This window comes from Lichenibacterium minor (assembly GCF_004137685.1).
In the GTDB taxonomy this organism is placed as follows: domain Bacteria; phylum Pseudomonadota; class Alphaproteobacteria; order Rhizobiales; family Beijerinckiaceae; genus Lichenihabitans; species Lichenihabitans minor.
Genome location: NZ_QYBB01000006.1, coordinates 185,336 through 197,086, shown reverse-complemented (window position 1 = coordinate 197,086; position 11,751 = coordinate 185,336). Strand labels below are relative to the sequence as shown.

9 protein-coding genes and 1 pseudogene are annotated in these 11,751 nt (G+C 75.6%); 6 read left to right on the top strand and 4 right to left on the bottom strand.

Annotation, left to right across the window (positions count from 1 at the left end):
• From D3273_RS28155 to D3273_RS08045, 4 genes and pseudogenes are all read left to right on the top strand, one after another.
• Nucleotides 1-314: pseudogene (locus tag D3273_RS28155) on the top strand (hypothetical protein); the annotation flags it as partial.
• Nucleotides 315-386: 72 nt separating this feature from the next.
• Nucleotides 387-1,907 (top strand): glycosyltransferase family protein, encoded by a 1,521-nt coding sequence (locus D3273_RS08055; protein WP_129225264.1) that lies wholly within the window; start codon nucleotides 387-389, stop codon nucleotides 1,905-1,907.
• Nucleotides 1,904-3,817 (top strand): glycosyltransferase, encoded by a 1,914-nt coding sequence (locus D3273_RS08050; RefSeq protein WP_129225262.1) that lies wholly within the window; start codon nucleotides 1,904-1,906, stop codon nucleotides 3,815-3,817. The genes D3273_RS08055 and D3273_RS08050 overlap by 4 nt, the downstream gene beginning before the upstream one ends.
• Nucleotides 3,814-4,671: a rhamnan synthesis F family protein gene (locus tag D3273_RS08045; protein WP_165359421.1), complete on the top strand. Its 858-nt coding sequence runs from the start codon at nucleotides 3,814-3,816 to the stop codon at nucleotides 4,669-4,671. Before D3273_RS08050 ends, D3273_RS08045 begins: the two co-directional genes overlap by 4 nt.
• A gap of 90 nt (nucleotides 4,672-4,761) precedes the next feature.
• Here D3273_RS08045 and D3273_RS08040 read toward each other — a convergent pair whose 3' ends face one another.
• The 3 genes from D3273_RS08040 to D3273_RS08030 all read right to left on the bottom strand — a co-directional run bounded on the left by D3273_RS08040 (nucleotide 4,762) and on the right by D3273_RS08030 (nucleotide 9,193).
• Nucleotides 4,762-6,033, bottom strand: a complete 1,272-nt coding sequence (locus D3273_RS08040; RefSeq protein WP_129225260.1) for an ATP-binding protein — start codon at nucleotides 6,031-6,033, stop codon at nucleotides 4,762-4,764.
• Between the two features lie 127 nt (nucleotides 6,034-6,160).
• Nucleotides 6,161-7,420, bottom strand: a complete 1,260-nt coding sequence (locus tag D3273_RS08035) for an FAD-dependent oxidoreductase (RefSeq protein WP_165359420.1) — start codon at nucleotides 7,418-7,420, stop codon at nucleotides 6,161-6,163.
• 117 nt (nucleotides 7,421-7,537) lie between these two features.
• Nucleotides 7,538-9,193 (bottom strand): GAF domain-containing hybrid sensor histidine kinase/response regulator, encoded by a 1,656-nt coding sequence (locus tag D3273_RS08030; RefSeq protein WP_129225256.1) that lies wholly within the window; start codon nucleotides 9,191-9,193, stop codon nucleotides 7,538-7,540.
• A 360-nt stretch (nucleotides 9,194-9,553) separates the two neighbouring features.
• Between D3273_RS08030 and rdgB the strand changes: the two genes are divergently transcribed.
• Both rdgB and hemW read left to right on the top strand, forming a co-directional pair.
• Nucleotides 9,554-10,189 (top strand): RdgB/HAM1 family non-canonical purine NTP pyrophosphatase, encoded by a 636-nt coding sequence (gene rdgB, locus D3273_RS08025; RefSeq protein WP_129225254.1) that lies wholly within the window; start codon nucleotides 9,554-9,556, stop codon nucleotides 10,187-10,189.
• Between the two features lie 54 nt (nucleotides 10,190-10,243).
• Nucleotides 10,244-11,398 carry a radical SAM family heme chaperone HemW gene (hemW, locus tag D3273_RS08020; RefSeq protein WP_129225252.1) on the top strand — a complete coding sequence of 385 codons (1,155 nt, stop codon included), beginning with the start codon at nucleotides 10,244-10,246 and terminating at the stop codon, nucleotides 11,396-11,398.
• A gap of 28 nt (nucleotides 11,399-11,426) precedes the next feature.
• Here the strand turns inward: hemW and D3273_RS08015 are convergent, their stop codons facing one another.
• Complete coding sequence (locus tag D3273_RS08015) at nucleotides 11,427-11,747, bottom strand: cytochrome C oxidase subunit IV family protein (protein ID WP_129225250.1); 321 nt, start codon at nucleotides 11,745-11,747, stop codon at nucleotides 11,427-11,429.
• Between the last annotated feature and the right edge of the window lie 4 nt (nucleotides 11,748-11,751).

Sequence of the window (11,751 nt, the reverse complement as noted above, 5' to 3'; positions counted from 1 at the left end):
TGATCTCCTTCGGCGACGCGGGCTTCGCGGCGCGCGCCAAGGCGCGGCTCGACGCCATGCTGGACAGCGCCAAGATCCTGGTCCTGGCGTCGCACGACGTCGGCTCGCTGCAAACCTACTGCAACCGCGCCGTTCTGCTCGAAGCGGGCGAGATCGTGGGCGAGGGCACCGTGGACGCGGTGTGGGCGCGCTACATCGACGGCGTCGCCCAGGCGTCGGCGCCGCTCCCGCCCAACGATGACACCGACGCCCCCGACGACGACGCGCCCGACCAGGACGCGGGAGATCGCCTGTCGCCCAGCCTCGCCGGCTGACGGCGACGCGATGCCGGACCGCGAGCCGAACGGACGCGTTCGCCGCCCGAAACGCCGGAGCCGCTGACCCCCATGGCGGTGTTTCGAAAGGCGAGGTCCGCCGCGCGCCTCTTGCGCGACAACGGGCTGTCGGTGACGGCGGACCTCGCCCGCATCCGCGCGGCGGAGTTCTACCTCGCGCGCCGGCCGCTGCCGTCGGCCCCCGAGCGGCGCGCCCGGCTCCTCGCCGACGTGCTGAACCGGTGGGGCGGCCTGTCCGCCGTCGCGGTCGAGGCCGGCGACCTCGCCGGGGCGCGCGACGCCCTGCTGACCCCCTACCTCCGCCACCGTTTCACGGCCGCTTCCGCGGCGGCCGGGGCGCTCGATCGTCCCACGCCCCTCGAAGCCGCCGTCGCGGCGGACAGCCTGCTGGCGACCTGGGATTTCGGCGGCATCGCGGCGGCGCTGCCGCTGTGGACCGCCGCGACCGCCGGGACGGCCTTCGCGGCACGCGTCGCCCAGGTGGGGCGGCGGGCGGCCCTGCGCCTGGGCAAGCTCGGCGAAGCCGCGGTCGACCTCGACGGCATCGGCACCGACCGCGGCGCGCTGACGCTGCGCGGCGACCTGTGCGACGCCCTGGGCCGCATGGACGAGGCGCGCGAAGCCTACGAGGGCGCCCTCCGCCGCGACGGCGGCAATCCCTACGCGCGCGAGGTCTACGGCTTCCACCTGATGAAGACGGGGCTGGTGCTGGACGGCCTGGCGAGCTGGCACGCCGCGGACGTCCTGTCGGGCGCCTATCCGCTCCGCCGCCACCGGCCGCAATGGGGCGGCGAAGCGCTGGGGCGGCGGCGGCTCATGGTACTGTTCGAGCACGGGCTCGGCGACATGATCCAGATGGCGCGCTTCCTGCCCCGCCTCCTCGCGCGCGAACCCGACGCGGTCGTGCTGGCCCGGGTCCCGGCGCCGCTGCTCGGCCTGCTCGCGCGGCAGTTCCCGCGCGTCGCCTTCCTCGACGAGCGCGCGCGCGAGCCCGACTACGACCTGTTCGTGCCCTCGATGCACCTCGCGGGCGTGCTCGACGCGCCGGACCTGGAGCCCCGCGCCGGCTACCTCGGCCTCGGCACGCCCGCGCGGCGCAGCGGCGCGCGGCGGCGCGTCGGCGTGTGCTGGCGGGGTCACCCCCGCCAATACGAGGCCACGCGGTCGATCCCGCTCCACACCTTCGCGCGCCTCTTCGCCGCGCGCAGCGTGGACTTCGTCGTCCTGCCGAACAGCCTCACCCCGGAAGAAGCGGCACGGCTGGCCGTCGAGCCGAACGTGGACGCGCCGCCCATCCGCGATTTCCTGGACCTCGCGTCCCTCGTGGCCTCCTGCGACCTCGTCGTCTCCGTCGACACCGCCGTGGTGCATCTGGCGGGGGCCGGCGGCGTCCCGGCGCTGCTCCTGTCGCGGCCCGACAGCTGCTGGCGCTGGGGCGTCGCGGGGCCGCAGGGCCCGTGGTACGCCACCGTGGACGTGCTGCGGCACGGCGGCGACATGGATTGGCCTCGCCTGCTCGCCGTCGCGGCGTCCCGCATCGACGCGCTCGGCACAGCCGCGGCGACGGCATGACGGCGATGGGGGATGTCGCCGACGGCCCGTGGCGGTGCTCGGCCGACCTGCGCGTGGCCGTCCAGGCCGAGGTGGGCGACCTCGGCGCGGCCGCGGCGGCGGCGCGCCTCGGGGCCGCCCTCACGGCCGCGGGGGTCTCCCTCGTCGAGGCTCGCGCCGTACCCCCCGGTACGCTGCGGGCCTTCCTGCAGCGGTCGGCGGCGGCGAACACCGACGTGCTCGTGGTGGACGCCCGCACCCTGATCACGCCCGACGCCGTGGCGGAGCTGCGCCGCGCCGCGGACCTCGACCCCATGGTGGTGGCGGCGCTGCCCCGGTTCACCGCGGGCCGGCCCGCGACGCCCCGCGGCCGTCGCCCCGCGCTCGACTACGTGCTGCGGCCGGACCGCCGCTGCGCCTACCTCAAGGCGTCCGCGCTGGCGGCCCTGGGCGAGGCCCCGTTCTCGGCCGAAGGGGACGACCTCGCCGGCCCGCTCCTGGCGCTGGGCCGCGTCGGCTTCCGCGTCGCCGTGGCGGGCGGGGCCGAAGCGGTCCACCCCGAAGGCGCCGTCCCGGCCGCGCCCGCCCCGGTGCCGGAGGATTGGCGCCCGGCGCTGAAGCGCCAGGCCACCTCGGCCCCCGCCCTCGCCGAGGCGCTGATGGGGGGCCTGGAACCCGGGCCCGACGGAAAGCTGCGGATCGCCTTCGACCTCGGCCACGCCGGCCCGAGCCATTCCGGCACCACCCTCCTGGCCCGCGCGCTCGTGGGCCGCGCGGCCGCGCGCTGGACCGATCTCGCGCTCCACGTCGTGGCGAGCGCCCCGGCCTTCGCGTTCCATTTCGGCGACCTCGGGGACGCGGTGACGCGGGTCGACCCGGCCGACGCGGCCGTGTTCGCCGCCCTGGTGCGCTTCGGCCAGCCGTTCCTGTGGGGCGAGATGGACGCGGCCGTCCGGCGGGCGCCCGTGCTGGTCCTGTTCATGCTCGACACGATCGGGCTCGACTGCGGGCACGACGCCCCGGACGAACTCGACGCGCTGTGGCGCTTCGCGGTCGCCGAGGCAGACGCGCTGCTGTTCAACAGCGCCTTCACGGCGCGGCAGTTCGCCCGCCGCTTCGGGCCGCCGCCCGGCCCCGCCCTGGCGTCGCTGCATTCGCTCGACCTCGCCGACTACCGCCTGGGCGCCGTGCCCGACGCTCCCGCGGACGGCAGCGTGCTGATGATCGGCAACGCCCTGCCCCACAAGCGATTGCGCGACACCGCGCGGGTCGTCGCGGCGGCGAACCTCGGCCGCACCGTGACGGCGCTGGGGCTGTCGCCGGGAGCGGTGAGCGGCGTCGACGGGGTAGCCTCGGGCGGCCTGCCACCGGAGCGCGTGGCGGCGCTCTACGCGGCCGCCCGGATCGTCGTCTACCCGTCCATCTACGAGGGCTTCGGCTTTCCCATCCTCGACGCCCTCGCGCACCGCCGGCCCATCCTGGTGCGCGACCTGCCACCCTACGGCGAGATCGCGGCGGGCCTGCCCGAACGCGCCAACGTGCACCGCTACCGCGACGACGCAGACCTCCTGCGCCGCCTCGCCGATCCGCCGCGCTGGACGGAGCGGCGCGACGACGGGCCGGTCCGGGGCTGGGACGATGCCGCGGACGACCTCCGCGCCGCGCTCGACGCGGCGCTGGACGGCGCCGACCGAGCGCGCGTCGTGCGCCGCGTCGACGCGTTGCGCGGCCGCATGAGCTTCATGCGGGCGCGAGCCTTCGGCGACGCCGACGACGCCGACGAGCTCGACCGGCTGGCGGGCCTGTCCGGCCGCCTCGTCCAGGGCGGCCTCCTGTGGCTCGGCCGCCATGTGCCGGGCACGCGGGCCGCGCTGGCGGCACTGCATCGCGGTTTCGACCGGCTGCGCGCGCTGCGGGCGAGGGCGCGTTGACGCCGCGGGGGCTCGTGCCGCGACGGCTCCGGGCTCCGCTCGGCGGCGCGGCGCGGCGCGGCTTCGCCGCCCTGGCCGGTCCGCTGCAGCCCGCGGTGCCGCCGGGCTCCGTCGTGGCGATCTGCCATTGCCACTATCCCGACCTCGTGCCCGAACTCGCCGGGCGGCTCCTGTCGCTGCCGCGGGGCGCCGCGCTGCACGTGACCTCGAGCGACCCGGCCGTCTTCGTCGCCTGGGCGCCCTATCGGCGCCGCTCTCGCGCGCCGGTCTTCTTCCACAAAACCGAAAACCGCGGTCGCGACCTCCTGCCCTTCGTCACTGTGGCGCGCAGCCTCGATCTCGGGCCGGACGCGGCGGTGCTGAAGATCCACGGCAAGCGCAGCGCCTATTCGGCGGCGGGCGAGTGGTGGCGGCGCGACACGCTGCGCGGCCTCCTCCCCGGCCCCTTCGCGGCGGGGCGCGCGCTGAAGCGCTTCGCCGCCGACCCGCGGCTCGCCCTCCTCGGCGCGCCCGGCTCCTTCGTCGGCCATCCCGTCTACTGGGGCCGCAACCGCGACGCCGTGCGGGCGCTGATGCGCGAGGTCGCGGGCGTCGATGCGCGCGACGAGGACCTCGCCTTCATCGCGGGGACGATGTTCTGGATCCGGGGCGGCTACCTGACGGCGCTGCTGCCCCACCTCGACCCGGCCCGATTCGAGCCGGAGCCGATCGGCCAGGACGGTACCCACGCCCACGCGGTGGAGCGCGTCATCGGCATGGCGGCCCTGGCCGGGGGCTGGCGCGTGGGCGAGACGGATGGCCCCGCGCCGCTCACCGCCGCGGCGGTGAGGCACCGCACCGTCGGCTACCTTTGAGGGCTGCGCGCGTACCCGGCCGGTGCCGGGCGGTCCCGGCACCAGCGGCGCCCATTTCCCGCGCGTCCCGGTCCTGAGCCGCCCCTGCCCTCAGCTCCTCGGCCGCGCGAAGGCGGGCCGCATCCGCATCCGGGGCCGCGGCGGCGCGCCGTCGCGGGCCGGCCCGAGCGCCTTCGCGATCGCCGGGCCGGCTTCGGGGTGACGCGCGAGGACGCTCGCCCTGTAGCCCTCGACGATCGCGGGCTCGTCCCAGGGGACGTCGTGAAAGGCGTCGGGCGCCGCGAGAAGGGGGCTGCCGGGGTCGCGGCGGAGCTCCTTGGGGAACAGCGCCACGCGGCACGGCGCGTCCGGCACGGCGGGCGCCACCGCCTCGACGGAGCCCGGCAGCGCGCGCAGCCACGCGCCGTAAAGGTCGTGCCCGAAGCGCCGCCCGAGGTGGCCGCTGCCGATGGGACGGGCGTTCATCTCGATGAGGTGGGCCGCGCCGTCGGGTGCCACGATGAAGTCGAAGGACGCGAAACCGGACAGGCCCAGCGCGGCGGCGAGCCGGACGGCCGCCTCCGCCATCTCGGGATGGTCGATCGGGCGCACCACGGTGCTGGACCCGGTGACCGGCGGGTCGAGGGACTCGGCAGCGAAGCTGATGCCGTCGAGCACCCGGCCGCGGTCGCAGGCCACCGTCCGCATCGCCAGGGTCCCGGCGACATGGGCTTGAAGCGTCACGGCGGCCCCGTCCCGGTCCGGCCGGAAGCCGACGAGGCGGCGCAGCGCCCGCTTCACCCCCGCCCTGCGGGCGGCGGCGCGGACCGCCGACGCGAGTTCGGCGTCGTCGCGCACGAGCGCGACGCCGGTGCCGCCGCACGTGCCTTCCCGCTTCACCATCAGGGGGAAGCCGAGCGCCGCCCCGGCGGCATCGCCGGCGGGGCGCTGGGCGGGGACGCGGAGGCCCAGCGCAGCCGCCGCCTCGATCAGGCGCGCCCGCGAGCAGGCGGTCCGGTAATGCCGCGGGTCGCCCAGGGAACGCTCCAGCAGCAGCCGGACGCCGGCGCCCGTGCGGGGCGCGGTGGCGAGGTCGCGCAGCACGCCCGCCGCCATGTCGTCGAGCGGCACGACGGCGTCCGGCTTCCATTCGGAGGCCGTCGCGGCGAGCCCGCGCCCGACCCCGAGGGCCGCCGCCCACAGGCCGCCGCGGGACGGGAGCCGGTGGTGGTGCGACACGCGCAGCGAGCGGGCCGCCATGGCGTCCGCGCGTCCCATCACCGCGCAGGCGGCGCCGAGCCGCCCCATCTCGCATACGATGCGCTCGGAGCCGACGTCGTCCGACAGGGTCAGGAACAGGATGCGGGGCTGGCCGAGGCTCATCGGGACACTGCCGGATCGGTGGGTGGGATGACGCCGCCCCGTTCGGGCCGGGTCACGGCGGACGTCTTCGGCCGGGCGCCGCGCCGCCCGGCGACGCAGGCCCGGGTCCGGTCGGCCCGGGACCGGGTCAGCCGCGAAACGCGCGGGGCGCGAGTGCCGGAAGGCCGACCCGGCTCCCCGACCGCCGTTCGGCAGCCCCGCGAGCCAGGACGTGGCGGGTCAGGCGCCCCGCCGCGTAGCCTGCCCCGCAGGCGAAGCGGAACATCGGGCCGAAGCTGTAGGCGGAGGGCGTGCCGACGACATACAGCCCCGGCACGGTGCTTTCAAAGTCGCGCGACAGGGCCGGCGACCCGTCCACCGTGGCGATGGCGGCCACCAGCGCGGTGTCGAGGAACCCGAGGCGCGACACGTCCACCCTGTAGCCCGTCGCCGCCAGCACGTGGTCGACCGTCAGCGTGTCGCGCCCCGCGCCCGCGCGGTCGATGGCGAGGGCGACGCGGCCGTCGGGCGCGCGTTCGGCGCCGACGATGCGGCTGTTCAAGCGGTACGGGACGTGCCCCTCGATCGCGTCGCGGACGAACCGGGCCGGCGACGGCCCGAGGTAGCGCTGCACGATGCGCACGCGCAGGCGCTCCGGCAGGGCGTGGAACAGCCCGGGCGCGTGGCAGCAGAGCCACTTCTTCCAGCCCGGCCCGAGGGGGGTCAGCGGCGACAGGAGCGCGTCGACCGGGCGGCGCGGGCGGCCGGCCTCGTAGAACCGCACGGCCGCGCGGCGGGTGACCAGCGTGACGGCGGCGCCGGCGCGGCGCAGCGCCGCGGCGGCGTCGAGCGCGGACGCGCCGGCGCCCACCACCGCGACGGAGCGCCCCGCGAAGGCGGAATAGTCGGCGTGATGGCTCGAATGGCTGAGCACGGCGTCCGGAAGGCCCTGCAGCTCCGCGGGGACGCGCGCGAAGGCGCCGATCCCCGTCGCCAGGACCACGCGGCCGACCGCGACCGCGTCGCCGTCCTCGAGCTCGACGCGGAAGCCGGCGCCGGACCGCGCCACGCGGACCACGCGGCGGCCGTCGAGCCCCGGCACGAAGCGGCGGGCGAATTCCGCGCCGTAGTCTGCGAAGACGTCGACCGGCACCGGCCAGCCGATGTCGGCATAGGGGATGCCGCGCTCGCGGCAGTGGTGGCCGAGCGTGAACGCGCCTTCGGGGTCGGACAGGCTGGACGCGAAGCCCTCCGACTTCAGGAACATCCCGTTCGGCATGCCTTCACGCCAGGTCTGCATGGACGCGCCGAAGACGCGCACCTCGACGCCGGCCGCCGCGAGATGCGCCGCGACCGACAGGCCATAGGGGCCGGCGCCCACGATCGCGACCGTTGAAAGCTTGCTCATCCGCATGGCGCTCCGCTCGGACCGCATGACGCGGCGGATGGGACCCGCCGGCAAGGGAAAGCGCGACTCAGGGTGAACGGATCGGATCAAAATCCCGGAGGTTCGGTCGGGCCGGCATCAGGGCGTGCCTTCGGGCACCGGGGCGAGGCGCCGCGCCCAGCGCAGCGCCATGGCGGCGAGGTCGTCGGCGCCGAAGGGCTTTGTGAGGTGGTCGTCCATGCCGGCCTCGCGGCACAGGTCGAGCTGCTCGGGGAAGACGTTGGCGGTGAGCGCCACGATGGGCACGCCCGCGGCCGCGCCGCCCGACGCCCGGATCTGCCGGGTGGCGTCGAGGCCGCCCAGCACCGGCATTTCCATGTCCATCAGCACCAGGGCGTAGTCCCGCCGCTTCACGGCGGCCACGGCGGCGGCGCCGTCGCACACGACGTCGACTTCGGCGCCGAGCGGCTCCAGCATCTGCACCACCAGCTTCTGGTTCATCGCCGCGTCCTCGGCGACCAGGATCGCGAGCCCGTGCAGCCCGCCCCGCCCCGCCGCCGCGGCGGCGCGATGCGGGGATGCCGGCGGGCGGGGGTCGGCGGCGCGGGGCAGCACGAGCGACACGGCGAAGCGCGCGCCCTCGCCCGGCGCGGAATCCACGGTGATGCGCCCCCCCATCGCCTCGACCAGGGACTTCGATATGGCGAGGCCGAGCCCGCTGCCGCCGAAGGTCCGCGCCACGCTGCCGTCAGCCTGCGAGAAGCGGCGGAAAAGGCGGGACAGGCCGTCCGCCGCGATGCCGACGCCGCTGTCCTCCACCGACACCGTCACGGGCACGCCGCCGCCCCCGCAGGCATCGACGCGCAGGGTGAGGCGCACCGTCCCGCTGGCGGTGAACTTCACGGCGTTGGACAGGAGGTTGAGGACGACCTGCCGCAGGCGGTCCGGGTCGCCGACCAGGGCGCCGGTCGCGCCCGCGGGGAGGTCGACGACGAGGCGGAGGCCCTTGCGCTCGGCCTCGGCGCGGAGCATCGCGGCGGCATCCTCGACGAGGCGCGCGGGCGAGAAAGCGCGCAGGTCGAGGCGCACGAGACCGGATTCGAGGCGGGACAGGTCGAGCGCGTCGCCCACGATGTTGAGCAGGCCGCGCCCCGCCTCCTCGATGCGCTCCAGGGCGCGGCGGGCTTCGCCGTGGAGCGCGGCGTCGCGGCCGAGGAGCTGCGTGAAACCCACGATCGCGTTGAGCGGCGTGCGCATCTCGTGGCTCACGTCGGCCAGCAGTTCCGCCTTGGCGTCCGCGTTCGCCTCGGCCCGCTCGCGCGCCCCGTGGGCCGCGATGGCGTCGCCGGCGAGGACCGCCAGGGCGCCGAGGCGGGCCATGTCGGCGGGCGAGGGCGTGGCACGGGGTTCGGGCGCCATCACGCAGAGCGTGCCGAGCGGGGCGCCGTCCGCGCCCGGCACCGGGGCACCGGCGTAGAACCGCGCCTGCGGCCCGTCGACGACGGGGGAACGGCGCGCGCGAGGGTCGGAGGCGAGGTCGGGGACGGCCAGGGGCGCGGGGGCGGACAGGGGAAAGTCCCAGGGGATCGCCCGCGGCACGCCGTCGAGGCCGATCGAGGAGCGGATGTCGGCGACGTTCCCCCGGCGCAGCACCAGGCCGGCCATCGACGCGGCGAAAAGGTCGGCCGCCATCGCGACGATGCGGTCGAGGGCGGGATGCGGGACGGACGACGGGGCGGCGGACGATCGCCCCGCGCCGCCCCCCGAATCGCCCGCTGCCTCGATCCGATCCATCGATCCCGACACCCTTCGACGCCGATCAAGCGCCACCCGACGGTGACCTGCCGGTCCGCGCGCCCGACTCTAGGTCAGAAAATCGAGGAATTCCAAGGCCATCCCGGTCCGCACACGGTCAAATCGCCGCAGCCACGAGCCTCGGCGTCGCGGGCCTGCCCGTTCCCCGACACGGTCGGCGGCCGGTTCACAACTGGCCAAGCGGGGGGCGACGGTCTAATCAGGCCCGCATCGATGGCCGCACGCCGCGACGGCTCGGGTGTCCGGGACGGCGCGGATCTCCCCCTTCGGGGGGCGGAAGCGCCATCGCGAAGACCCGCCGGGGCCGCGAGCCCCGTTTTCCGTCCCGGACCCCTTTCCATGCGCGATCCCAGCCTCGACCGCCTCGTGATCGCCACCCACAATGCGGGCAAGCTGGCCGAATTCCGCGAGCTGCTGAAGCCCCACGGCGTGACGGTGCTGTCGGCTGGCGAGCTCGGCCTGCCGGAGCCGGACGAAACCGGCACCACCTTCGCCGCCAACGCCCGGCTCAAGGCCCAGGCCGCGGCCCAGGGCGCCGGATTGCCGGCGCTGGCCGACGATTCCGGCCTCTGCGTCGAGGCCCTCGACGGCGCGCCGGGGCTGTTCTCGGCACGCTGGGCCGGGCCCGACAAGGACTTCACGGGTGCGATGGCCCGCATCGAGGCGCTGCTCGCCGAGCGGGGCGCCAGCACGCCCGACGCGCGGCGCGCCCATTTCACCGCCGCGCTGGCGCTGGTGTGGCCGGACGGCCGGGTGGAAGCCGTCGAGGGCCGGGTGGACGGCACCATCGTGACGCCGCCGCGCGGCCGCCAGGGCTTCGGCTACGACCCCGCCTTCCTGCCGGACGGGCACGACCGCACCTTCGGCGAAATGTCGTCGGAGGAGAAGCACGGCCTGCCCGCGGACGGCGGCGAAGCCCTGTCCCACCGGGCGCGGGCGTTCCAGATGCTGTCGCGGCGGCTGTTCGGGGCGTGAAGCCGCCCGTCGCGGGGCGTGACCCGCGGCCCCGCCCCGTGCCATAAGTCGCCCATGACCGCCATCGATCCCGGCTTCGGCCTCTACGTGCACTGGCCGTTCTGCCTGTCGAAATGTCCCTACTGCGACTTCAACAGCCACGTCCGCCAGGCGCCCGTGGACGAGGCGCGGTTCCTGTCGGCCTTTCGGCAGGAGCTGGCGCACCGCGCGGCCCTGACGCCGGGCCGCACCGTGCAATCGGTGTTCTTCGGCGGCGGCACGCCGTCGCTGATGAAGCCTTCCACGGTCGGCAGCATCCTCGACGCCATCGCGGGCCACTGGAACGTCGACGCCGACGCAGAGGTGACGCTGGAAGCCAATCCCACGAGCGTCGACGCGACGCGGTTCGAGGGCTACCGCGCGGCGGGGATCAACCGGGTGTCGCTGGGCGTCCAAGCGTTGAACGACCCCGACCTCAAGGCGCTCGGGCGCCTGCACACGGCCGAGGAGGCGCTGGCGGCGGTCGAGATCGCGGCGACGCATTTCGAGCGCTTCTCCTTCGACCTGATCTACGCCCGCCCCGGCCAAACGCCGGCGCAATGGCAGGCCGAGCTGCACGGCGCCATCGACCGCGCCGCCGAGCACCTGTCGCTCTACCAGCTGACCATCGAGCCCGACACGATGTTCGAGCGCCTGTTCAAGGCGGGCAAGCTCGCCGTGCCCGACCCCGAACAGGCGCGCGCCCTTTGGGAGGTGACGCAGGAGCTGACGGCGGCGCGCGGCCTGCCGGCCTACGAGGTGTCGAACCACGCCCGCCCGGGCGCCGAGTCGCGCCACAACCTCGTCTATTGGCGCTACGGCGAATATGCCGGCGTCGGCCCGGGGGCCCACGGGCGAATCCTCACCGCCTCGGGACGGCGCGCCCATTCCACCGAGCGCCACCCCGAGATGTGGCTGACGGTGGTCGAGGGCGAAGGGCACGGCCTGGTGTCGGACGAAGGGTTGTCGGCCGAGGAGCAGGGCGACGAGTTCCTGCTGATGGGGCTCCGTCTCGGCGAAGGCATCGACCCGGCGCGTTTCGCCGCGCTGGCGGGCCGCCCGCTCGACGGCACTCGCATCGACAGCCTCATCGACGATGGCCTCGTCGAGCGCTCCTCGGGGGGCCGGCTGCGCGTGACCCGCGAAGGCTTCCCGGTGCTCGACATGGTGGTGGCGGACCTCGCGTCCTGATCCCCGCCCGGTGGGACCGGGACGGCCGTCACATCGGGAAGCCGCCCCGCGTCAGGTAGTCGATCAGCACCATCCCGAACAGGATGCAGAGCCAGGCGAAGCCGACGACCGACCACATCCGCATCAGCGGCAGGTCGTCCTTCACCTCCATCGCATACAGCATCGTGACGACGACCATCACGAGCAGCACGGCGACTTCGGCCATCCAGATCCAGGACGCCGGGCGGGTGGCGCCGAACAGCACCATCGTGCCGAGCGACAGGATCAGCCCGACGAACACCCGGAGCGGGATGTCCATGCGGCGCACGAACTCGCGCTTCTGCGCGTCGGTGAAGAGGGGTCCCTGCAAGGCG

Bases quoted from the DNA above. Each gene is read 5' to 3' on its own strand.
- D3273_RS08055 (WP_129225264.1), top strand. From the start codon at position 387: ATGGCGGTGTTTCGAAAGGCGAGGTCCGCCGCGCGCCTCTTGCGCGAC.
- D3273_RS08050 (WP_129225262.1), top strand. From the start codon at position 1,904: ATGACGGCGATGGGGGATGTCGCCGACGGCCCGTGGCGGTGCTCGGCC.
- D3273_RS08040 (WP_129225260.1), bottom strand. From the start codon at position 6,033: ATGAGCCTCGGCCAGCCCCGCATCCTGTTCCTGACCCTGTCGGACGAC.
- D3273_RS08035 (WP_165359420.1), bottom strand. From the start codon at position 7,420: ATGAGCAAGCTTTCAACGGTCGCGATCGTGGGCGCCGGCCCCTATGGC.
- D3273_RS08030 (WP_129225256.1), bottom strand. From the start codon at position 9,193: ATGGATCGGATCGAGGCAGCGGGCGATTCGGGGGGCGGCGCGGGGCGA.
- rdgB (WP_129225254.1), top strand. From the start codon at position 9,554: ATGCGCGATCCCAGCCTCGACCGCCTCGTGATCGCCACCCACAATGCG.
- hemW (WP_129225252.1), top strand. From the start codon at position 10,244: ATGACCGCCATCGATCCCGGCTTCGGCCTCTACGTGCACTGGCCGTTC.